General features: G+C 68.5%; 18 protein-coding genes. 14 read left to right on the plus strand and 4 right to left on the minus strand.

Going from position 1 to position 23045, the window contains the following annotated elements; all coding sequences use genetic code 11:
- Positions 1-4 precede the first annotated feature (4 nt).
- From CK944_RS05550 to CK944_RS05585, 8 genes are all read left to right on the plus strand, one after another.
- Positions 5-1447 (plus strand): FAD-linked oxidase C-terminal domain-containing protein, encoded by a 1443-nt coding sequence (locus CK944_RS05550; RefSeq protein WP_205049007.1) that lies wholly within the window; start codon positions 5-7, stop codon positions 1445-1447.
- On the plus strand, positions 1444-2538 hold the full coding sequence (locus CK944_RS05555) for an FAD-binding protein (protein ID WP_103172050.1): 1095 nt from the start codon (positions 1444-1446) through the stop codon (positions 2536-2538). Before CK944_RS05550 ends, CK944_RS05555 begins: the two co-directional genes overlap by 4 nt.
- 1 nt (position 2539) lies before the next feature.
- The gene (gene glcF / locus CK944_RS05560) at positions 2540-3850 is read left to right on the plus strand and encodes a glycolate oxidase subunit GlcF (protein ID WP_103172051.1); all 1311 of its coding nucleotides are present in this window, start codon (positions 2540-2542) and stop codon (positions 3848-3850) included.
- Positions 3851-3949: 99 nt separating this feature from the next.
- A complete protein-coding gene (locus CK944_RS05565; protein WP_103172052.1) occupies positions 3950-6043 on the plus strand; it encodes a TonB-dependent siderophore receptor in 2094 nt (697 codons plus the stop codon).
- The gene (locus CK944_RS05570) at positions 6040-6939 is read left to right on the plus strand and encodes an ABC transporter substrate-binding protein (RefSeq protein ID WP_103172137.1); all 900 of its coding nucleotides are present in this window, start codon (positions 6040-6042) and stop codon (positions 6937-6939) included. The genes CK944_RS05565 and CK944_RS05570 overlap by 4 nt, the downstream gene beginning before the upstream one ends.
- Complete coding sequence (fhuB, locus tag CK944_RS05575; RefSeq protein WP_103172053.1) at positions 6936-8900, plus strand: Fe(3+)-hydroxamate ABC transporter permease FhuB; 1965 nt, start codon at positions 6936-6938, stop codon at positions 8898-8900. Before CK944_RS05570 ends, fhuB begins: the two co-directional genes overlap by 4 nt.
- On the plus strand, positions 8897-9667 hold the full coding sequence (locus CK944_RS05580) for an ABC transporter ATP-binding protein (RefSeq protein WP_103172054.1): 771 nt from the start codon (positions 8897-8899) through the stop codon (positions 9665-9667). The genes fhuB and CK944_RS05580 overlap by 4 nt, the downstream gene beginning before the upstream one ends.
- Positions 9668-9679: 12 nt before the next feature.
- Positions 9680-11380 carry an ABC transporter ATP-binding protein gene (locus CK944_RS05585; RefSeq protein ID WP_103172055.1) on the plus strand — a complete coding sequence of 567 codons (1701 nt, stop codon included), beginning with the start codon at positions 9680-9682 and terminating at the stop codon, positions 11378-11380.
- On the opposite strand, the gene CK944_RS05590 is transcribed toward CK944_RS05585, so the two are convergent.
- Positions 11377-12348 carry a siderophore-interacting protein gene (locus tag CK944_RS05590; RefSeq protein ID WP_103172056.1) on the minus strand — a complete coding sequence of 324 codons (972 nt, stop codon included), beginning with the start codon at positions 12346-12348 and terminating at the stop codon, positions 11377-11379. The genes CK944_RS05585 and CK944_RS05590 overlap by 4 nt on opposite strands.
- A 76-nt stretch (positions 12349-12424) precedes the next feature.
- Here CK944_RS05590 and CK944_RS05595 point away from each other — a divergent pair, with 76 nt between their 5' ends.
- Positions 12425-13321, plus strand: coding sequence for an AraC family transcriptional regulator (locus CK944_RS05595; protein WP_192877728.1), 897 nt, complete (start codon positions 12425-12427; stop codon positions 13319-13321).
- A 6-nt stretch (positions 13322-13327) separates the two neighbouring features.
- Here the strand turns inward: CK944_RS05595 and CK944_RS05600 are convergent, their stop codons facing one another.
- On the minus strand, positions 13328-15442 hold the full coding sequence (locus CK944_RS05600) for a TonB-dependent siderophore receptor (protein WP_103172138.1): 2115 nt from the start codon (positions 15440-15442) through the stop codon (positions 13328-13330).
- A gap of 276 nt (positions 15443-15718) precedes the next feature.
- Between CK944_RS05600 and CK944_RS05605 the strand changes: the two genes are divergently transcribed.
- Genes CK944_RS05605 through CK944_RS05620 form a run of 4 tightly spaced genes read left to right on the plus strand, consistent with a single transcriptional unit; the run spans position 15719 to position 19546 of the window.
- A complete protein-coding gene (locus CK944_RS05605) occupies positions 15719-16699 on the plus strand; it encodes an iron-siderophore ABC transporter substrate-binding protein (RefSeq protein WP_103172058.1) in 981 nt (326 codons plus the stop codon).
- Positions 16696-17727, plus strand: coding sequence for a FecCD family ABC transporter permease (locus CK944_RS05610; RefSeq protein ID WP_371411647.1), 1032 nt, complete (start codon positions 16696-16698; stop codon positions 17725-17727). Before CK944_RS05605 ends, CK944_RS05610 begins: the two co-directional genes overlap by 4 nt.
- On the plus strand, positions 17724-18752 hold the full coding sequence (locus tag CK944_RS05615; RefSeq protein ID WP_103172060.1) for an iron chelate uptake ABC transporter family permease subunit: 1029 nt from the start codon (positions 17724-17726) through the stop codon (positions 18750-18752). Before CK944_RS05610 ends, CK944_RS05615 begins: the two co-directional genes overlap by 4 nt.
- Positions 18749-19546 (plus strand): ABC transporter ATP-binding protein, encoded by a 798-nt coding sequence (locus CK944_RS05620; protein ID WP_103172061.1) that lies wholly within the window; start codon positions 18749-18751, stop codon positions 19544-19546. The genes CK944_RS05615 and CK944_RS05620 overlap by 4 nt, the downstream gene beginning before the upstream one ends.
- 81 nt (positions 19547-19627) lie before the next feature.
- Here CK944_RS05620 and CK944_RS22820 read toward each other — a convergent pair whose 3' ends face one another.
- Positions 19628-19816 (minus strand): hypothetical protein, encoded by a 189-nt coding sequence (locus CK944_RS22820; RefSeq protein WP_146038607.1) that lies wholly within the window; start codon positions 19814-19816, stop codon positions 19628-19630.
- A 232-nt stretch (positions 19817-20048) separates the two neighbouring features.
- Here CK944_RS22820 and CK944_RS05625 point away from each other — a divergent pair, with 232 nt between their 5' ends.
- A complete protein-coding gene (locus CK944_RS05625) occupies positions 20049-21824 on the plus strand; it encodes an SLC13 family permease (protein ID WP_103172062.1) in 1776 nt (591 codons plus the stop codon).
- On the opposite strand, the gene nhaA is transcribed toward CK944_RS05625, so the two are convergent.
- Complete coding sequence (nhaA, locus tag CK944_RS05630) at positions 21821-23008, minus strand: Na+/H+ antiporter NhaA (RefSeq protein WP_103172063.1); 1188 nt, start codon at positions 23006-23008, stop codon at positions 21821-21823. The genes CK944_RS05625 and nhaA overlap by 4 nt on opposite strands.
- Between the last annotated feature and the right edge of the window lie 37 nt (positions 23009-23045).

Raw genomic sequence — 23045 nt, forward strand, 5'->3', positions numbered from 1 at the left:
GTCCATCGCCATGCCGACACCCGATGCGGGGGTCATCGCCCGCGGTCCGCAGATCGTCGCCGCCCTGCGCGCCGTCCTGCCCCCCGACGCGGTGATCGACGATCCCCAGGAAACCCGCGCCTATGAATGCGACGCGCTGACGGCATACCGTTGCCCGCCGCTGGCCGTGGTCCTGCCGCGCAGCACGGCCGAGGTCGCGGCCGCCATGCGCATCTGCGGCCAGATGGGCGTGCCGGTGGTCCCGCGCGGGGCGGGCACCTCGCTTGCGGGGGGCGCGCTGCCCACCGCCGATTGCGTGATCCTGGGCACCATGCGCCTGCGCGAGGTGCTGGAGATCGACACGGACAACCGCTTCATCCGCGTCCAGACCGGCGTGACCAACCTGTCGGTCAGCGCGGAACTGGAACCATACGGCTTCTTCTATGCGCCCGACCCGTCCTCGCAACTGGCCTGCACCATCGCGGGCAATATCGCGATGAACTCGGGCGGGGCGCATTGCCTGAAATACGGCGTCACCACCAACAACCTTCTGGGCGCGACCGTGGTCCTGACGACCGGAGAGGTCGTGGAACTGGGCGGGCCGGAACTTGGCCCCGCGGGCCTGGACCTGCTGGGCGTGCTGTGCGGGTCCGAAGGCCAGCTTGGCGTCGTGACCGAGGCGACCCTGCGCATCCTGCCCCGCCCGGAAGGCGCGCGGCCCGTGCTGATCGGCTTCGATTCCCCCGAGGTCGCGGGCGAATGCGTGGCCAACATCATCCGGTCCGGCGTGCTGCCGGTCGCCATCGAATACATGGACGAACCCTGCCTGCGCGCGGTCGAGGCCTTCGCCAAGGCAGGATACCCTGATTGCCCTGCCGTCCTGATCGTCGAGGTCGAGGGGTCCAAGGCCGAGATCGACGACCAGATCGCCCGCATCCGCGCCATCGCCGACGCCCTGAACCCCGTCGAGTTCCGCGAAAGCCGCAATGCCGACGAAGCCTTGGCGATCTGGAAGGGCCGCAAGTCGGCCTTCGGCGCGATGGGACGCTTGGGCGACTACATCTGCCTGGACGGCACCGTTCCCGTGGGCCAGTTGCCCTATACCCTGCGCCGGATCGGCGAACTGTCGCGCCAGCACGGGCTGGAGGTCGCGAACGTCTTCCATGCAGGCGACGGCAACATGCACCCCCTGATCCTGTTCAACGCCAACAAGCCCGGCGACCTCGCCCGGGCCGAGGCCTTCGGCTTCGACATCCTGCGCCTTTGTGTCGAGGTCGGCGGCTGTCTGACCGGCGAACATGGCGTGGGCGTGGAAAAGCGCGACCTGATGGGGGACCAGTATGCGCCCGACGACCTGGCGATCCAGATGCAGGTGAAGGATGTCTTCGACCCCGGCTGGCTTCTGAACCCCGCCAAGGTCTTCCCGCTGGACGCCAGCGCCGCCCACCGCGCGAGGGCTGCGGAATGAGCGTCGCCCTGGATCTTGCCCCCGCGACCGAGGCCGAAGTCGCGGAAGTCCTGGCCGATTGCCATGCCCGGCGCACCCCCCTGCGCCTCACGGGCGGCGGCACGCGGGTCGAAAACCGCGCGGCCGGCGAAACCCTGTCGCTGTCGCGCCTGTCCGGCGTCGTGACCTATTCCCCGGGCGAGATGACGCTGATTGCCCGCCCCGGCACGCCATTGCCCGAGATCGAACGCATGCTGGCCGCGGAAGGCCAGGCCCTGGCCTTCGAGCCGCCCGACATGCGCCCCGTCCTGGGGGGCAACGGCACGCCCACCCTGGGCGGCACCGTCGCCGCCAATACCAGCGGCCCGCGCCGCCTTCTGGTCGGGGCCTGCCGCGATCACCTGCTAGGGGTGCGTTTTGTCGATGGTCGCGGACGCATCCTGAAGAACGGCGGGCGGGTGATGAAGAACGTCACCGGCCTGGATTTGTCCAAGCTGCTGGCCGGATCATACGGCACCCTGGCCGTCCTGACCGAGGTGGTGCTGAAGACCCTGCCGCTGCTGCCCGCCCGCACGACCCTGGCCTTTCCCGACGTGACCGAGGACACCGCCCTGCGCATCTTCACGACGGCTTTGTCCACCCCCTATGAGGTGTCGGGCGCGGCCCATGTCGGCGGCACGGCCTATCTGCGGATCGAGGGGCTGGATGGCCAGCTTGCCTATCGCCGCGACCGTCTGCTGGCGCTTCTGGCCGAGTGGCGCCCCGAGGTGACAGACGACGCCCCCTGGCAAGCCATCCGCGACGTGGCGCATTTCGCCGGCGGCGGCCCGCTGTGGCGGATCCTGTGCAAGCCCAGTGATGCGCCCGGCCTTTGCGACGGGCTGCGAACGATGGGCGGGGACTGCTCGCTGGACTGGGGCGGCGGCCTGATCTGGTATCATGGCCCCGGCAACCCGCGTGCCCTTGCCCCCCATGCCACGCTGGTCCGCCGCGAGGGCGCGGAGGGCCCGGCTTTCCCGCCGCTGCCCCCTGCCGTCGCGCGGCTTCAGGACGGGCTGCGCCGCAGCTTCGACCCGGCGGGCATCCTCAACCCCGGCCTGATGGACGCTTAAGATGCAAACGACCTTTACCGCCCAGCAACTGGCCGATCCACTGACCGCGCGGTCGAACGAGATCCTGCGCACCTGCGTCCATTGCGGTTTCTGCACGGCGACCTGCCCCACCTACAAGGTGCTGGGGGACGAATTGGACAGCCCGCGCGGGCGGATCTATCTGATCAAGGACATGCTGGAAAACAGCCGCGTGCCCGATGCCAAGACCGTCCAGCATATCGACCGCTGCCTGTCCTGCCTGTCCTGCATGACCACCTGCCCGTCGGGCGTGCATTACATGCACCTGGTCGATCACGCGCGGGAATATATCGAGGCGAACTATCGCCGCCCCCTGCCCGACCGGCTGCTGCGCTGGATGCTGGCCAAGATCCTGCCCTATCCCGACCGCTTCCGGCTGGCGCTGCGTGGCGCGAAACTGGGCCGCCCCTTCCGCAAGCTGCTGCCCGATCCCCGGCTGCGGGCGATGCTGGACATGGCCCCCCGCGACATCCCGCCGCCCAGTCTGAACGACCGCCCGCAGGTCTTCGCGGCCCAAGGCGCCCGCCGCAAGCGGGTGGCGCTGCTGGTGGGCTGCGCGCAGCGGGCGCTGAACACCGACATCAACGACGCCACCATCCGCCTGCTGCGCCGCCATGGCTGCGAGGTGGTGATCCCCAAGGGCCTCGGCTGCTGCGGCGCGCTGACCCATCACATGGGCCGCACGGACGAAAGCCATGCCATGGCCGCGGCCAACATCCGCGCGGTCATGGCCGAGGTGAACGGCGACGGCCTGGACGCAGTGGTCATCAATACCTCGGGCTGCGGGACCACAGTCAAGGATTACGGCCACATGTTCGCGGGCGATCCGCTGGAAGCCGACGCGGCGCGCGTGGCCGGTCTGGCCCGCGACATCACCGAGGTCATGGCCGACCTGGGCCTGTCGGACGCGACCCATGCCGCGCCCTTGCGGGTCGGCTATCACGCTGCCTGTTCGCTGCAGCACGGACAGCAGATCAAGGCCACGCCCAAGGAATTGCTGGCGGATGCCGGTTTCACCGTGCTGGAACCGAAGGACAGCCATATCTGCTGCGGATCGGCCGGCACCTATAACCTGATGCAGCCCGCCATCAGCGCCGAGTTGAAGGCCCGCAAGGTCGCCACATTGGAGGCCACCAGGCCCCAGGTCATCAGCGCCGGGAACATCGGCTGCATGATGCAGATCGGGTCGGGCACGGGCGTGCCGGTCGTCCACACCGCCGAACTGCTGGACTGGGCCACCGGCGGGCCGCGGCCCCGGGCCTTGGAAGGCATGGACATGTTGCAACCGGGATAATGGTATAGAATTTCTGTCGGGAATCCTTGACGCGAAGCGCAGGATCGGGTGAATGCTGGCCCGTCCAACAATCGCCCAGCGGCTTCCAGCAGGTTCCCCATGTCCGGTCTGTCCCGATCCCTTTTCCTGGCAAGCGTCAGCGCGCTTGCCCTGGCCTGTCCCGCCTTGGCGCAGGATGCCGCCGCACCTGCCGACGATTCGGTCTTTGTGCTGGGCGACATTACGCTGACCGTGGATGACGTCGCGGGCTATTTCGCCAATGGCGCGCAGGCCACCAAATCCGCGCTGCCGATCAGCGAGGCGCAGCAATCCATCAGCGTCGTGACCGAGGAGCAGATCACCGAGCAAGGTTCCGAGAACCTGGGCGAGGCGCTGAACTATTCCACCGGCGTTCTGGGCCAGCCCTTCGGCAACGACCCGCGCTTCAACAACCCGACCCTGCGGGGCTTTCCCGGGGAACGCGCGCAGTATGTGAACGGCTTGCGCCAGGGCCGCCTGTTCGGCGCCGTCGATTACGAAACCTACGGGATGCAGCAGGTCGAGGTTCTGCGCGGGCCTTCGTCCTCGCTTTATGGGTCCGGCTCGCCTGCGGGGATCATCAACCAGGTCCAGAAGCGCGCCCAGTCCACCGATTTCGGCGAAATCGGGCTGGGCCTCGACAGCGACGAAGGCAAGCAGCTGTTCTTCGACGTGAACCGCGCCCCTAACGCGGATCTGTCATGGCGCCTGACCGGGACGGGCCGCGACATCCGCACTCAGGTCGATGACCTGGACAACAAGCGCGGCTATCTGGCGGGTGCGGTCCGCTGGACCCCGGACGAGGCGACGACCATCGACTTCCTGTCGTCCTATACCAAGGACTCGCCCATCACGCCGGTGGGCGTGCCCTATGCGCTGGCGCAATCGGGCGACCTGGACGACCTGCGCGACCTCAACGCAGGCGAGCCGGACTTCGACGACAGCGATCGCAGGCTGTTCACCCTAGGGGTCGAGGTCAGCCACGAACTGGCGAATGGCTGGACCCTGTCACAGGGAGTGCGCTACGAGGACTTTGACTGGAACTACGACGCGACCTCCTGCGCCTTCTTCTGTCCGTTGAACGCGGACGGCACCTTCGACCGCACCACCATCCGCCAGAGCGAGGACAGCCGGACCATCAGCGCCGACACCCGCCTGTCGGGCGAGATCGTGACGGGCGCGGCCACCCATCAGGTGCTGCTTGGGCTGGACGTGCAGAAATACGATTCGGAAGACTTCACCATCTTCGGCACGGCGGCGCCGCTGGATCCGTCGAACCCGGTGTACAATCCCGATGCCGTGACGCTGGACGGTTTCGCAGGCGGGCGCGACATCACCTTCAAGCAGATGGGCCTTTACGCCCAGGATGAGGTGTCTCTAGGCAACTGGCGCGGATCGGCAGGCATCCGCTATGACCGGGCGGAACAGGACGGCCTGTCCTACGGGTCGGATTCGAGCTTTGACGACAGCCAGGTGACGGGACGGCTGGGCCTTGGCTATGCCTTCGCCAACGGGCTTCTGCCCTATGCCAGCTATTCGACCTCGTTCGAGCCGCTGCCGGGCACCGATATCGAGGGCGCGGCCCTGCAACCGACCGAAGGCAAGCAGTGGGAGGTCGGTCTGAAATACAGCCCCGCCGCCTTTGACGGGCTGTTAACCGCCGCCATCTACGACCTGCGCCAGACCAACCTGACCCGCCCGGTGTCCGAGCAGATCGGCGGCGAAATCCGCAGCGGCCTTCGCCAGATCGGCGAGGCCAGGTCACGCGGGCTGGAACTGTCGGCCATCGCCACGGTTGCCGAGGGCTGGGACGTGCAAGCCAGCTATGCCTATAACGACACCGAACAGCTTGAAGGCGACAACGAGGGCAATGCCCTGCCCAACGCCCCCAAGCACCTTGCCAGCCTGTGGGTGATGCGCGATTTCGGCAACGGCATCCGCGCGGGCGGCGGCATCCGCCATGTGGGCGAACGCTTCGGGGACGAGGCCAATGCCCTGGAACTGGACAGCCAGACCCTGGTGGATCTGGGCGCCAGCTATACCCGCGGCAATGTCGAGGCTGCGCTGAACGTCTCGAACCTGACCGACAAGGCCTATGTCGCAAGCTGTTCCAATTTCGGCTGTTTCTTCGGCGAAGGCCGCACCCTGTCGGCGACGGTCAAGTACACATGGTGACGGGCGGGGGCATCATGCCCTCGCGTCGTGCGATCCTGACCGCCGCCGGGGCATTCCTGGCGGCGGGCTTGCCTTTGCGGGCGGCCCCATCCGCGCCACGTCTGGCAGCCATCGACTGGGCGATGCTGGAAACGGCAACGGCCATCGGCCACATGCCCGTCGCCGCCGCCGAACTGGTCCGCTTCCGCGCCGATGTGATCACGCCCGCGATTCCCCCCGATGTCACCGACTTGGGCCTGCGCGGCGCCCCGAACTTCGAGCTGCTGCAGCTGGTGCGGCCGGACCTGATCCTGTCCTCGCCCTTTTACACCCATTACGAGGATCGGCTGCGCCAGGTCGCCCCGGTCCTGTCCCTGCCCTTCTTCGTGCCTGGCGAACCGCCCCTGCCCAAGGCCCTTGCCGCCCTAACGGCCTTGGCCGATGCCATCGGCGATCCGGCCGCGGGCGCGCGTGCCAGGGCAGAAACCGAGGCCACCCTGGACAGCCTTGCCGCGCGGCTGGCGCCCTTCCGCGACAGGCCGGTGGCCCTGGTCAATATCGGTGACGGGCGTCACATGCGGGTCTTCGGTTTCGACAGCCTGTTCGGCAGCACCCTGGACCGGCTGGGCCTGCGCAATGCCTGGGCCGGCGATACCGCCTTCAGCTTCCTTGCCCCCGTTCCGCTGGAGCGTCTGGCAGACATGCCCGATGCCCGGCTGGTCAATATCGGCACCCTGCCCCCTGCGGCCGACCGCGCCCTGTCGCGCAGCATCCTGTGGCGCGCCCTGCCCCCGGTGGCCCAGGGGCGGACCCATCTGTTGTCTGATGTCAACGCCTTCGGCGCCGTTCCTGCCGCGCTGCGCTTTGCCACGCTGCTGGCGCAGGCCTTCGAGACAGGGCCAAAGGCCATCGCATGACCGCGCGGTTGCTGCCCCTTGCCCTGCTGGCATCGGCCCTGTGGCTGTGGGCGGCGCTGCATCTGCTGCCCTTGGCGCAATGGCCCGCCTGGCCGCTGGATCCGGCACGGATGGACATTCCGCAGATCCTGCTGGGTTTCGGGCTGATGCCGCGCGGGATCGTCGCCCTGCTGGCGGGCGCGGCCCTGGGCCTGTCGGGCGCGATGCTGCAGGTCGTCCTGCGCAACCCCGTGGCCGACCCCACCACGCTGGGAATCTCGGCCGGGGCGCAACTGGCGCTGGTGACGGCCACGATCATGGCCCCTGGCCTGTTGCAGGAAGGACGCTGGCCGGTGGCCCTGGCGGGTGCGGGACTGGCGGCCGGGCTGGTCCTGCTGATCGGCGCGCGGCGGGCCTTTGCGCCGGTGACGATGGTGATCGCGGGGATGCTGGTCGGCATGACCGCCAGCGCGGTGGCCACGGCCATGACGCTGGCGCAGGGCGAATACCTGCTGTCGCTGGTGATCTGGAACGGCGGTTCGCTGGTCCAGCAGGACTGGTCGGGGGTGCGGGCGCTGGCGGCGGTGCTGGCCTTCGGCGCCGCAGCGGCGGCCCTGCTGGCGCGTCCCCTGCGCGTGCTGTCGCTGGGCACCGAGGGCGCGCAGGGCCTGGGCCTGAACGTGGCCGCGGTGCGCCTTCTGGCCGTCGGCGTGGCGGTGATCCTGGCCGCCGCCGTGTCCGCCGAACTGGGGCTGGTCGCCTTCGTGGGCCTGGCCGCGCCCGCCTTGGCGCGATCCATGGGCGCTGTGTCGATCCCGCGCCTGCTGGCCCTGTCGTCGCTGGTGGGCGCGCTGATCCTGTCGGTTTGCGACGGGCTGGTGCTGCTGGTGGCAGGCCAGGTGGGCGAGATGTTTCCGACCGGCGCGCTGACCGGCCTGATCGGCGGGCCGCTGCTGATCTGGCTGTTGCCGCGCCTGCGCGGATCGACCCCGCCCGGAACCGAACGCGCCGAAGGCCCCGCGCCGCGCCGCGAACGACCCGCGCCGCTGCTGATCGGGCTGGCGGTGTCGTTGGTCGTTGCCGCCCTTGTGCTGGTCTGGATCGGCCGGGTGCCGGGCGGATGGGCGGTGCTGGACGCCCAAAGCTTCGCGGCCTTTCTGCCCATGCGCCTGCCGCGCCTGATCGCGGCGGCATCCGCCGGGGCGGCCCTGGCGATCGCGGGCGCGATCCTGCAACGGTTGACGGCGAACCCGCTGGCCTCGCCCGAGGTGCTGGGCGTTTCGGGCGGCGCGGCCATGGGCTATGCGGGCGTGGTCTATCTGGTGGCGGCGCCTACGGCTGCCGCGCTGACGGGGGGCACAATGGCCGGGGGGGCGCTGGCCTTGGTCCTGATTGCGGCCTTCGTCAGCCGCCGCGACATGCCCGCCGAAAGGGTGCTGCTGGCGGGGATTGCGGTGTCGGCCCTGGCCTCGGCGCTTCTGTCGGTGGCGATGGCCGTGGGCGATGCGCGGTCCTTCCAGATCCTTGCCTGGCTGTCGGGATCCTCCTCGGTCGTCACCATGTCCGGTGCGCTGGCGCTGGCGGCGGTAGCGGCGGTGCTGTGGACCGGGGCGCTTGCCGCGCGGCGCTGGCTGGCGGTGCTGCCGCTTGGCCCCGGCGTCGCAGGCGGGCTCGGCCTGCCGCTGCGACCGGCGCGGATGGTGCTGATCGCATTGGCCGGGATGGCCACGGGCGCGGCGACCGTGCTGGTCGGCCCCTTGTCCTTCGTGGGCCTGATGGCCCCGCACATGGCCCGCCGTTTGGGCCTTGCCCGGCCCGGCGATCACGTCACGGGTGCCGCGCTGATCGGGGCGGGGCTGATGCTGGCCGCCGATTTCGGGGCGCGGATGGCGGGCTTTCCCTATGAACTGCCGCTGGGGCTGTTCGCGTCCCTGATCGGCGCGCCCTGGCTGATCTGGCTGATGATGAGACCGCAGCGATGAGCCTTTTTTCCATCACCGACCTGAGCGTCGATGTCCCCGGCCGCCGCTTGCTGCACGGGTTGACGCTGGACCTGCCGCCGGGCCGGATGATCGCGCTGATCGGCCATAACGGATCGGGCAAATCCACGCTGCTGAAGGTGCTGGCCCGGCAGATGACGGCCAGCGGCGGCCGTGTCGCCTTCGAAGGCAGGGCCCTGGCCGACTGGCGCGCGCGCGATTACGCCCGCCGCCTGGCCTTTCTGCCGCAGCACCCCCCTGCCGCCGAGGGCATGACCGTGCGCGAGCTTGTGGCCCTTGGCCGCTATCCTTGGCACGGCGCGCTTGGCCGGTTCGGTCCCGATGACCACGCCGCCGTCGCCCGCGCCATGTCCGAATGCGGCGTGACCCCCTTTGCCGACCGCCTGGTCGATACCCTGTCGGGCGGCGAACGCCAGCGCGCCTGGCTGGCCATGATGGTCGCCCAGCAGGCGAGAACCCTGCTTCTGGACGAGCCGATCAGCGCGCTGGACATCGCCCACCAGGTCGAGGTTCTGGCGCTTGTCCGCCGCATGTGCCATGAGGCGAACCGCAGCGCCGTGATCGTCCTGCACGAGGTCAACATGGCCGCCCGGTTCTGCGACCATGTCGTCGCGCTGAAGGCCGGGGGCCTGGCCTTGCAGGGCGGCCCCGCCGACCTGATGCGGCCTGACGCGCTGCAAGATATCTATGGCCTGCCCATGCAGGTGCTGACACGCCCGGATGGCAGCCCGGTTGCCATTCCCGCCTGAAGGAAACGACCGATGCTGCGCCAGTTCTTTTCCTATTACCGTCCCTTCATGGGGCTGTTCTGGCTGGATTTCGGCTGCGCGGTGCTGTCGGGCCTGCTGGAACTGGCCTTCCCGCTGGCCGTCACGGCCTTCATCGACCACCTGCTGCCGCAGGGCGACTGGACGCTGACGGTCGCAGCCGCCGTCGGATTGCTGGTGCTTTATGCGGTCAACGCGGGCCTGCTGACCGTGGTGATCTATTGGGGCCACAAGCTGGGCATCAACATCGAGACCGAAATGCGGGCCCGCGCCTTCGATCACCTGACGCGGCTGTCATGGCGGTGGTACGACCGGGCGCGGACCGGCAAGCTGGTCGCGCGCGTGACCCGCGACCTGGAAGAAATCGGCGAAGTCGCCCATCACGGCCCCGAGGACGCCTTCATCGCGATCATGACCTTCGTGGGCGCCTTCGCCCTGATGTTCTGGGTCAACCCGCAGCTTGCGGTGATCGTGGCGCTGATCGTGCCGGCGATGCTGGCCATCGTGATCGTCTATGGCGGTCGCATGACGCAGACCTGGCGCGACATCTATTCCCGTGTGGGCGACTTCAACGTCCGCCTGGAGGAAGCCCTGGGCGGCGTCCGCGTGGTCCAGGCCTTCGGCAACGAGGCGCATGAGAACCACCTGTTCGCCGCCGACAACGCCCGGTACCGCCAGGCCAAGCTGGACGCCTATCGCGTGATGGCGGCGTCGAACGCCCTGCAATACATGGGGCTGCGGCTGGTGCAGGTGGTTGTCATGGTGGTGGGCGCGGGCTTCGTCCTGTCGGGCGAACTGACCACCGGCGGCTTCGTCGGCTTCCTTTTGCTGGTCGGCGTCTTCTATCGCCCGCTGGAAAAGATCGCCGCCGTGATCGAAACCTATCCGCGCGGCATCGCCGGGTTCCGCCGCTATCAGGAACTGCTGGCGACCGACCCCGAGATCGCCGACGCCCCGGACGCCATCGAGGCCCCGGCCCTGCGCGGCGACATCCGTTTCGAGAACGTGGGCTTCGCCTATGAGGAAGGCCGCACCATCCTGGACGGCATCGACCTGACCGTCCGCGCAGGCGAAACCGTGGCCTTCGTGGGGCCGTCGGGCGCGGGCAAGACCACGCTGCTGGCGCTGCTGCCCCGCTTCTATGAACCGACGCAGGGCAGGATCACGGTGGACGGGCTGGCGCTTGCCGACATGCGGCTGAACAGCCTGCGCAGGCAGATCGGGCTGGTCAGCCAGGACGTGTTCCTGTTCGGCGGCACCCTGCGCGAGAACATCGGCTATGGCCGCCTTGGCGCCACGGATGACGACATCCGCCAGGCGGCGGCGCAGGCGCAGCTGACCCAGATGATCGAAGGCCTGCCCGACGGGTTGGACACGATCGTCGGCGAACGCGGGGTGATGCTGTCGGGCGGGCAGAAGCAGCGCGTGGCCATCGCCCGCGCCTTCCTGAAGAACCCGCCGATCCTGATCCTGGACGAGGCGACAAGCGCGCTCGACAGCCAGACGGAACGGGAAATCCAGACGGCGCTGGATGCGCTTGCGGTGGGGCGCACGACCCTGGTGATCGCGCATCGCCTGGGCACGATCCGCAACGCGGACCGCATCGTCGTCATGCAGGCGGGCCGGATCGCCGAGATCGGCAGCCATGCCGACCTGATCGCCAAGGGCGGCATCTATGCCGCATTGGCCGCCTAGCCCCAATAGGCCGCCGTGGTGAAGGCCTTGCGGGCCATGCCGCGGGCCAGAAGGTGCTTGCGGGCCTGGCGGGCCTGCCCGGCCTCGGCCGCGAACCAGACAAAGTCCCCCTGCCCCGGATCGGCGGAAGCCAGGGTCGCCAGCAGGTCGTCGCAGCGCGTCACGCGCGGGTCGGCGGCCAGCGGGCCAAGGTCGGGATAACCGGCGCGGACATGGGCCGTCACCTCGCACCGCGCCAGATCCAGCATCCGCGCGATGGCAGGCAGTGCGGTTTCGTCCCCGAACAGGTGCAGGCGCTCCGCCTCGGGGCACCAGCCGCCGCCGGGGCCGATGATGCCGACTTCTACCCCCTCGGGCCCGGACAGCGCCCAGTCGCAGGTCGGGCTGCCCGCATGGCGGAAGATGTCGAAATCAACCCAGTCCTCGGCCTGGGCCGCCACCGTATAGACCGGCCGGTGCAGCGCATCGGGTCCTTCGGGCCATTCGGTCCGGCCCGAGGCGCCGATGCGCGGCCAGACCGCCGCCCGGCCCCTGGGTGGCAACAGCAGGCGGAAATGCAGGCTGCCCACGCCGAACCGTGCCGCATCCGGCCCGGCGATCCGCACCCGGATGAAACCGGGGGACCGCCGCGTCACCGACCGCACGCGCATCAGGGACAGGCCGGGCGCCAGCGCGCCCGTATCCACGCGGTCCCAGGCAACCTCCAGCCCGGCTTCGGCGAACAGTTCGGTGGCGCTGTCCTGAAGCGAACCGATCAGCCGCTTTTCGGGCGCGCTGAGTTCGACGCGCAGGTCGTCCCCGCCCGGCACCAGCCGCAATTCGCAGCCCCAGACGAACATGCTCAGCGCCTCGGGCGTTTCCACCAGCGGCACCTCCCAGGCGGCGGCGCGGGCCTTCAGCGCGGCCGCGGCTGCGCCGGATGCGCGGGGGATGGTCCCGAAATTGCGGTGGCTGCGCAGTTGCGACATGAAGCAGACCTTTCCAAGGATGGGCTTTTCCTATACTGAACCAATTCAGTCAACAATATGGAAACCGCCCGCCCGCATGAGCTTTCTGCACAGGATGACCTGCCGGACCGAAGGGATCCGGGCGACCGTCCCGGTCCGCTGGCGCGCGCTTGACGGCATGGTCGGCGTCTTCTGGCAGGCCGAGGGGCAGGCGGGCGCCAAGGGCTATTACCTGTCGCCGGATCCGCGCATCGTGCTGTTCCTGGACGACGTGTCGTCCCATATCATGATCTCGGACCGCGACGGCGCGGTCCCGGCCCAGGGGCGACCGATGCTGCGCGCGATCTATGTCCCGGCAGGCCAGCCGCTGTGGTCGGCCTTCACGGCCAGCCACCGGTTCGCGCATCTGGACCTGCATATCCATCGCGACCGCCTGCTGCGCTTCCTGTCGCCGTCGCTGGGCGCGTCGGATGCCTTGTCCATCCTGCGCCGCCCGGTCGAGGTGCAGGACGCCCCCGCCCTGGCCATGCTGGCCGGGCTTCTGGTGGACGAGGTGTCGCGGCCCAGCCGCCATGGGGCCTTTGCGGAAAGCCTGGTGGGCAGCATCGCGACGGGGCTTCTGGACATTCCCGCCGCCGTCGCTGCCCCGGTCTCGGGCGGGCTGACGCCCGCGCAGATGCGCAGGCTGGCGGCGGCCCTGAAGGCGCGGCCAGACCGGCGCATGACCGTGGCTGACATGGCGGCGGCCGTGGGGCTGTCGGAAAGCTGGTTCGCGGCGGTCTTCAAGCAGACCACGGGCCAGACACCGCTGCAATGGCAACGGGGCCAGCGGATTGACCAGGCGCAGCGCCTGCTGGCGGAAAGCAGCCTGACCGTCGCCAATGTCGCGGCGCAACTGGGCTTTTCCGATCAGGCGCACCTGACGCGTGCCTTCCGGCAGGTGGCGGGGGAAACACCCGCCGCCTGGCGGCGGCGGATGCGGCTGGCAGGCTGACACGCCCTAGAAGCTGTGGCGCAGGGTCACCGCGACTTCCCGGCCGGGGTTATAGTAATCCGCCGTGCCGCGTCCCACGACATGCTGTTCGTCCAGCAGGTTGCTGACATTGACGGCCAGGTTGGTGTTATCCTGCACCTGGTAATTGAACGCCGCGTCCAGCGTGATCGAGGGATCGGCCCGGCCCGTATCGTTCGAGATCGCGAAGTAATACGACCCGACATAGCGCGCCCCCAGACCGAAGGTCATGTCGCCGCGCGTCTGGGTGCCCGGCAGGGTATAGTTCACCCACAGCGACGCCATGTGGTTCGGCACGTCGCTGAACTCGTTTCCTTCCACATCCACGCCCCGGATCGGACCCGACCGCAGCACCTCGGATTCCATATAGGAATAGGACGCGATCACATCGACATTGCCGGCCAGTTCCGCCTTGCCTTCCAGGTCGAACCCGCGCACGCGCTGTTCGCCCACCAGTTCGCGGGTGATGTTCCCGCCGGGCTGGACCACGGCCACGGTGACGTTGTTCTTGCGCAGATCATAGATCGAAGCCGAGATCAGCGCGTTCGTTCCGGCAGGCTGGTATTTCGCGCCCAGTTCGACCTGTTCGCCCCGTTCCGGCTCCACGCCGATGGTCGGAGGCGCCACGGATTCGACATAGCTGACATAGGTCGAGATCTCGCTGTTGATCTTCCAGGTCAGCGCGCCACGGACCGAGGTTTCCGCAAAATCGTCTCCGGACCGCACGCCGTTCAGCGTTTCCTCGATATCCAACTGGTCGTGGCGCAGACCCAGTGTCGCGATGATGCGATCATCGAAGGACAGGTTCTGCTGCACGAACAGCGAGTGGGTGCTGTATTCGTTGTCGCGCAACTCATAGGGCGCGGCCAGTTCGCCCGGCGCCCCCGAATAGACCGGGTTGGCGATGTCGATGGGGGTATAGGTCCCGAAGAACGGCGCGCTTGTGGTGGAAGCGTCGCGGAATTCCACCCCGGCCACGGTGCTGCTGTCGAAGTGGTCGAAGCTGCGGTCATATTGCAGGATGACGTTGCCGATCAGCTCCTCGGCGGTGTTGTCGCCGCCGAAATAGAAGCGGTTCACCACCGTGCCTGTCCGGTCGGCGGTGTCGGACAGATACACATAGCCGAAGTCGCTTTTCAGGTCGCTGTAGCGCAGGTTCGCGCGCAGGTTCAGGCCGTTTTCGAAGTCATGTTCCAAAAGGCCGGTAATGCTGGCGCGCTCGACGTTCTGATAGTTGAAGTCCGGCTCGCCGAAGAAATCGCTGCGGTCGTATTCGCGGTCCAGCGGATAGCCGCCGCTGTTCGGGGTGTTCTCGCGCTTGAGATAGTCGGCGATCACGCTCAGCGTGGTGGCGGCGCCGGGCTGCCAGGACAACCCGCCCATCAGGAAGCGCGAATCGTTGCGGGAATGGTCGTAATCGCGTTCGCCGTCCTGGACCTTGCCGGTCAGCCGATAGGCGAGCGTCCCTTCCGCGTCCAGCACATCGCCCGCGTCGAACCCGTATTCGGCGTTGCGGGGCGATCCGAGGGATCCGTAAACCTCGCCGAACCGTTCGAAGCGGGGCTGCTTGGTGACGAAGTTGATCGTGCCGCCCGGATCGGACGTCCCGAACAGGGTCGAGTTGCCGCCCCGGATCACCTCGGTCCTCTCGAAGGCATAGGGTTCCTCGCGCACGCTGCGCATGGATCCCAGGGTCAGGCCGTCGCGATAGGTGGTGGCCTGGAAGCCGCGGATCAGGACATAGTCGTTGCGGTCGTCGGTGCCGTAGTAATCGGTATGGATGCCGGCGGAATAGCTCAGCACCTCCTCCAGCGTGTCTGCGTCGCGGTCGCGGACTTCCTTTTCGGTGACGACGGACACCGATGCGGGCGTGTCCAGGATGCTGGTCGCGACCTTGCCGCCGGTCCACAGCTCCTGGGCGACGATGGAATTCGCGTCGTCATCGGCCTGGGCGTCCGCATTGATCAGGATCGGCGACAGGCGGTACGGGGCTTCGCCGGTTCCGGTGTCCTGCGCCAGGGCCGGGGATGCGATCAGCGCCGTGCAGCCCAGCAGAAGGGCCGTCAGGGTCCGGCAGGCGCCGGATGAAAGGTCATGTGCCATGATGGTCAAGGTTCCGCATTGTCATTGTTGTTGCTGCTGGCGTCCGGGCATCCCGGTGGCTGGCAGGAAGGGCGCCCATGCGGCAGCCCCACGGCGGCGGGCCGCGGCAACCGCAGGATCACGTTGCGGCGCCTCTTAATGGAGCCTTCCGCCCTTGTCTTGTATATTCCTACGGTTTTTGTCAGAAAGCATGGGAAACCGCCGCATGGTGGCCGCTGCGGCTTGACGGCACAGGCCGGTCGCAGGCAATCCGCACCCACCGCCGAAGGAGATCCCATGCCGATCCAACATCGTTCGTTCGCCGTCCTTCTGGCCTGGACATGCGGCGCAGGCATGGCCCTGGGTCAGGATTTCCCCGTCAGCATCCCCCATGCCTTCGGAACGACCGTGATCTCTGCCAAGCCGCAGCGCGTGGCGACGGTCGCGTCCGGCAACCACGAGGTTCCGCTGGCGCTTGGCGTGGTCCCGGTGGGCATGGCTGCGGCGAATTACGGCGATGACGATGGCGACGGCCTGCTGCCCTGGGTGGCCGGAAGGCTGGGCGAACTGGGTTCCGAACCCCCCGTCCTGTTCGACGAAGGCGACGGCATCGACTTCGAGGCGGTCGCGGCAACCCGGCCCGACGTGATCCTGGCCGCCTATTCGGGCCTCACGCAGGCCGACTATGACACGCTGTCCCAGATCGCGCCGGTTGTGGCCTATCCCGACGGGGCCTGGACGACCGAATGGCGGCAGATGATCCGCATGAACAGCACGGGCATGGGCATGGCGGCCGAGGGCGAGGCCCTGATCGCCGGGATGGAAGCGGCCATCGCCGAGGCGGTCGCCCGCCATCCTGAACTGGACGGCAAGACGGCGATGTTCGTGACGCATCTGGACAGCACCAACCTGTCGGTCGTGAACTTCTATTCCGCCCATGACACGCGGGTGAAGTTCTTCCAGGATCTGGGCCTTGCCATGCCCGCCAGCGTCGTCGAGGCGACGCAGCCGGGGCAGTTCTTCGGATCGGTCAGCGCGGAACGGATCGACGCCTTTGACGACGTGGACATTCTTGTCACCTATGGTGGGGCGGATCTGATGGCGGCGATGCGGGCCGACCCGCTGATGGCGCATATGCCCGCCGTCGCGCACGAAGCCGTCGTCATGCTGAAGAACGACCCCATGGGCAATGCCGCGAACCCCACGCCGCTGGGGCTGCCCTATGTCCTGGAAGACTATACCGCCCTGCTGGCCGAGGCCGCGCGGAAATCCCGGTGACCGCCGATCCCGCCATTTCCGGCCCGGCCCGGCAGCCCGGCGGCATCCGGGGCCTGTGGCTGGTTGCGTGGCTTGCTGTCCTGGGGGTGCTCTGCGCGCTGTCGGTGGCCATCGGCACGCGGGCCGTGGGGCTTGAGGACATCGCCGCCGCCCTGCGGGGACAGGTGGACAGCATCGGCCAGGCGGCGGTGGCGGCGCGCATTCCGCGCACCGTCCTGGCGGCCCTGGCGGGTGCCGCATTGGGTGTGGCAGGCACGGTCATGCAAGGCGTGACGCGCAATCCCCTGGCCGATCCCGGCATCCTGGGGGTGAACCTGGGCGCGTCGCTGGCCGTAGCGGTCGGGGTGGCATGGTTCGGCATCGCCTCGGCCCAAGCCTATATCTGGGTGGCGGTGCTGGGGGCCGGGGCCACGGCGGTCTTCGTCTATGCCATCGGATCGCTGGGTCGGGGCGGGCCGACGCCCCTGAAGCTGGCGCTTGCGGGGATGGCGACCTCGGTCGCCTTCGTATCGCTGGTCACGGCGGTGATGCTGTCGCGGGGCGACATCGCGGGCGGGCTGCACGCCTGGCAGATCGGCGGGGTGGGCGGCGCGACCTTCGCGCGCATGGCCCATGTGCTGCCCTTCCTGGCGGCGGGCTTCGCCCTTTGCCTGATATCGGCGCGCAAGCTGAACCTGCTGGCCCTGGGGGACGACATGGCGGCGGGCCTGGGCGAACGGGTGGCCGTCGCGCGCGGCCTGGCCTCGCTGGGGGCGATCCTGCTTTGCGGGGCGACCACGGCTGTCTGCGGGCCAATCGCCTTCGTGGGCCTGATGGTGCCGCATCTTGGGCGGCTGCTGGTGGGGGTGGACCACCGCTGGCTGCTGCCCTTCTCGGCCCTGGTCGGGGCCTGCCTGCTGATCGCGTCCGACATCGCGGGCCGCCTGATCGCCCGCCCGTCCGAACTGGACGTGGGCATCGTCACCGCCTTTGTCGGCGCGCCCTTCTTCATCTGGATCGTGCGCCGCGCGCGGGTGCGCGACCTATGACCGCCACGCTTCTGATCCGAACCGGCCGCCTGCGCCGCGCCCGTCGCCGCATGGCGGTCATCGGCGGCGCGCTGATCCTGCTTCTGGCGGGATTCGCGCTGACGCTGATGCAGGGCCAGTCCTTCGTGCCGCCGGGCGACGTGCTGCGGGTGCTGGCGGGGCATGACGTGCCGGGCGCGTCCTTCACGGTGGGACAGTTGCGCCTGCCGCGCGCCGCCTTGTCGGTGCTGGCGGGCCTGTCCTTCGGGCTGGGGGGCGCGGCCTTCCAGATCATGCTGCGCAATCCGCTGGCCAGCCCCGACATCATCGGCATCAGCCGCGGCGCCAGTGCGGCGGCGGTGTTCGGGATCGTCGTTCTGGGCATCGACGGGCCGATGCTGTCGGTTCTTGCCGTCCTTGCCGCACTGGGGGTGGCCGTCATGATCCATGGCCTGTCGCATCGGGGCGGTGTGTCGGGAACGCGCCTGATCCTGGTGGGGATCGGCGTCTCGGCCATGCTGGAAAGCTTCATCGCCTATACCCTGTCCCGCGCACCGTCCTGGGATCTAATCGAGGCGATGCGCTGGCTGACCGGCAGCGTGAACGGCGCGCAACTGTCCCAGGCCCTGCCCCTGCTGGTGTCGCTGGCGGTCTTCGGCGGGCTGCTGGTCAGCCGCGCCCGCGACCTGGAATCGCTTCGCCTGGGCGACGACACCGCCGCGGCATTGGGGACAAACGTGGCCCGGACGCGCCTGCTGGTGATCGTGGCCGCTGTCGGCCTGATCGCGGTGGCCACCGCCGTGACCGGGCCGGTGGCCTTTGTGGCCTTTCTGGCCGGGCCCATCGCCGCGCGTATCCTGGGACCGAACGGATCGGTGCTGATCCCGGCCGGGCTTGTGGGGGCGCTTCTGGTCCTGGCGGGCGATTACGTGGGCCAGTTCCTGCTGCCCATGCGCTTTCCGGTGGGGGTCGTCACCGGCGCCCTGGGCGCGCCCTATCTGATTTACCTGATCGTGCGCGTGAACCGCGCCGGAGGATCGCTGTGAGCCGTCATTCCCTTTCCGTCCACGGCCTTGTCGCAGGCTACGGCGACCGCACGATCCTGCACGGGCTGGATCTGGACGTGCTGCCGGGCCGGATCACCGCCATCGTCGGCGCCAATGCCTGCGGGAAATCCACCCTGCTGCGGTCCATGTCGCGGCTGTTGACCCCGCGCGCAGGCCAGGTGCTTCTGGACGGCAAGGCGATCCACAAGATGCCGCCCCGGCGGGTCGCGCAGGTCATGGGCCTTCTGCCGCAATCCCCCACCGCGCCGGAAGGCATCACCGTGGCCGATCTGGTCAGCCGGGGCCGCCACCCCCATCACGGCATCCTGTCCCGCTGGTCGCCCGCCGACGATGCCGCCGTCGCCGCCGCGCTGGAGGCCACGAAGACCGTCGATCTGGCCGAACGCGCGGTGGACGAGCTGTCGGGCGGGCAGCGCCAGCGGGTCTGGATCGCCATGGCGCTGGCGCAGCAGACGGACCTGCTGCTGCTGGACGAACCCACGACCTTCCTGGACATCAGCCACCAGGTCGAGGTGTTGGACCTGCTGACCGACTTGAACCACCGGCGCGGCACGACGGTGGTGATGGTGCTGCACGACCTGAACCTGGCCGGGCGCTATGCCGATCATCTGGTCGCCATGGCGGGCGGCAGGCTGCACGCGCAAGGCACGCCCGAGGCCGTGCTGACTGCCGAAAACGTGCGGGCCGTCTTCGGGCTGGACAGCCGGATCATTCCCGACCCCACCTCGGGGCGGCCGATGATGCTGCCCATCGGGCGGCACCGGATGGCGTGACGGAAAGCCGGGCTGTCACCTCCGGCCTTCCAGCCCGATCACTGCGGATCAAGCTGCCGCCGCGCGTCGAAGCGGTCGGCGTCAAAGACCATCCGGTCGTCGTTTTGCGCCCTCCAGACCGTCTCCATCGACAGAAGGTTGACGAAGAAATCGTTCGTCAAGCGCCCGCAGGCCGCCCACCAGCCGTTCCTCGGCCGGCACGTTGAACTTCCGGCGCTGATAGTTGCAGAAGACATCGGCCATCGGCTCCATCCAGTCGAAGCTTTCCACGTCGGTCTGGTCCTGCGTGGCGTCGCCTTAGGCGGGTCGATTGCGGCGCGCATCGCAAGGCCTGCGGCCCGGATGCTGACCTCGGGCCGCATGGGCCGCAAGCTGGCCTTTATCCGCCGGAAAATCCCGCAGGAAGAATCTTGCTGCAGGCCACGCCTTTCGTGGCAACCAATTCCCCCGTGCGACGGTTCTGGAACTGCCGCCTTCCAGGGCGCGCCGGACGGGATCAATCATGACAATACAGCAGATGCTTGCCTTTGCCATTGTGGGCGTGATGATGGTGTTGTTCATATGGGGCAGGCTCCGCTATGACGTGGTGGCGATGCTGGCGCTGCTGGCATCGCTTCTGGCGGGAACCGTGTCGCCCGACGACGCCTTCACGGGCTTTTCAGACGACATCGTCATCATCGTGGGCAGCGCTCTGGTCGTCAGCGCCGCCGTGTCGCGGTCCGGCCTTATCGAGGCCGTGCTGCGCTGGCTGGTGCGCAAGCTGACGACGATGGGCGTGCAGCTTCTGGTGCTGGTGGGCACGGTCACGCTGCTGTCGTCGCTGGTCAAGAACATCGGGGCGCTTGCGATGATGATGCCTGCCGCGCTGAAGATGGCCAAGAAATCCGGGCAGTCCCCGTCGCTCTACCTGATGCCCATGTCCTTCGGATCGCTGCTGGGCGGGCTGATCACCCTTGTCGGCACCTCGCCCAACATCATCGTGTCGGGCGTCAGGCAGGAAATGACAGGCCAGCCCTTCCGCATGTTCGATTTCGCCCCCGTGGGCCTGGGGCTGTCGGCGGTGGGGGTCACCTTTCTGATGTTCGCCTGGCGGCTGCTGCCGTCCGATCGCCGCGCGACCGCATCCCTGGGCGAGGCGGTGAAGATCAGCGACTATAACACCGAAGCCGCGGTGCCGGAAAAATCCCCGGCGGCGGGCCGCACCATCGGGGCGCTGATCGGCATGGCGGATGGCGAAATCACAGTGACCGGCCTGATCCGGGGCGGCGAACGGCGCAAGGTCGTGCTGTTCGACACCGTGATCGAGGAAGGCGACATCCTGCTGTTGCGGGGCGAGCCCGACGGGCTGGAACGCGCGGTGGCCCAGGGGGGACTGGCCATGACCCGGCACGACACGGCGTCCCGGCTGGAGCTGCCCGCCAGCAAGATCGGCGTGATCGAGGCGGTGACGACCGTGACCTCCAGCCTGGTCGGCAAAAGCGTGGGCAGCATCCGGCTGTTCGACGAACAGGGGATCAGCCTGCTGGCCGTGTCGCGGTCGGGCCACCGCATGACCGAACGCCTGTCCAAGACCCGTCTTCAGGCGGGCGACGTGCTGCTGTTGCAGGGGCCGGTCGAACTGCTGCCCGAACGCATCCGCAGCCTGGGCCTGCTGCCCCTGGCGGAACGCAGCCTGCGCATCGGCAGCGTGCGCAAGGAACTGATGCCGATCCTGATCCTGGGGACGGCGATGGGCCTGACCGCCACGGGGATCCTGCCCGTCGCCATCGCCTTTTTCGGCGCGGCGGTGCTGATGATCCTGTCGGGCGCGATCAGCCCCGAAGGCGCCTATGATGCGGTGGAATGGCCGCTGCTGATCATGCTGGGGGCGCTGATCCCCGTCAGCAGCGCCTTGCAGACGACCGGCGGCACCGACCTGATCGGCGCCTGGCTGTCGGACGTGGCGACCGGCCTGCCGGTCTGGGGGGCGGTCGCGCTGATCATGGTCGCGGCCATGGCGGTGACGCCCTTCCTGAACAATGCCGCGACCGTGCTGGTGATGGCGCCCATCGCCGTGACCTTCGCGGGCACCTTGGGATATGCCCCGGAAGCGTTCCTGATGGCCGTGGCGGTCGGCGCGGGCTGCGATTTCCTGACGCCCATCGGGCACCAGTGCAACACGCTGGTGATGGGTCCGGGGGGATACCGTTTCAGCGACTATCCCCGGCTGGGGCTTCCCTTGTCGGTCCTGGTCGTGCTGACCGGGGTACCGCTGATCCTGACGGTCTGGCCTGTTTAGCGGACAGCCTGCATCCGGCGCGGCGCTTCCCGCTTGGCGAGGCGCAGCACCGTATAGCCCAGGATGCCCGAGATCAGCGACCCTGCCAGGATGCCGATCTTGGCTTCGTCCTGCAGCAACGGCTCCGAGAAGGCCAGAAGCGAGATGAACAGGCTCATGGTGAAGCCGATCCCGCACAGCAGCGACGTGCCCAGCATCTGCAACCAGCTTGCCCCGGCGGGCAGGTTGGCCCAGTCCAGACGCACCAGGATCGCCACCGCGCCGAAGATGCCCACCACCTTGCCCAGCGCAAGCCCGGCGGCGACGCCCATCGTCACGGGCGCCAGCAGCGCATCGGCGCCCACGCCCGCAAAGCTGACGCCCGCATTGGCAAAGCCGAAGATCGGGATGATGACAAAGGACACAGGCACCATCAGCGCCTGTTCCATCCTGTGCAGCGGGCTTTCCGAAGGCAGCGCCTCGGGCGTGGCGGGGGTGCGCTTCAGCGGGATCGTCAGGGCCAGCAGCACGCCCGCGATGGTGGCATGGATGCCCGACCGCCAGACGAAGAACCACAGCACCGCCCCCAGCAGCAGATAGGGCCACAGCCGCATCACGCCGGACTGGTTCAGCCCCACCAGGGCCAGCACGATCAGCGCCGCGATCGCCAGATCGGCAGGCGACAGGCCGGTGGTATAGAACAGCCCAATGATCACCACCGCGCCCAGGTCGTCGATGATCGCAAGCGCCGCCAGGAACACCTTGAGCGAGGTCGGCACCCGCGATCCCAGAAGCGAGATCACCCCCAGCGCGAAGGCGATGTCAGTGGCCGACGGGATCGCCCAGCCATGCGTGGCCCCGGTGCCCGCCGTGAAGAACAGATAGACAAGCGCAGGGACCGCCATCCCCGCTGCCGCCGCGACCCCGGGCAGGATCCGCCGGGGCCAGGACGACAGGTGGCCGTCCACCATCTCTCGCTTGATTTCCAGCCCCACCATCAGGAAGAACAGCGCCATCAGCGCGTCGTTGATCCAATGCGCGACCGACAGCGGCCCGACATAGGCGTGCAGCGCGCTGAAATAGGCATCGGCCAGGGGCGAATTGGCGACGATCAGCGCCAGCACCGCCGCCGCGATCAGCAGCAGCCCCCCGGCCGTGCCATTGTCCAGAAACTTGCGGATCGTGTTTTGAATGCGGCCTGCCATGCACAGCCCCCTTTGTCAGAAACGGTTACACCAGTCT

This window comes from Paracoccus sp. SY (assembly GCF_002901215.1).
Lineage (GTDB): Bacteria > Pseudomonadota > Alphaproteobacteria > Rhodobacterales > Rhodobacteraceae > Paracoccus > Paracoccus acridae.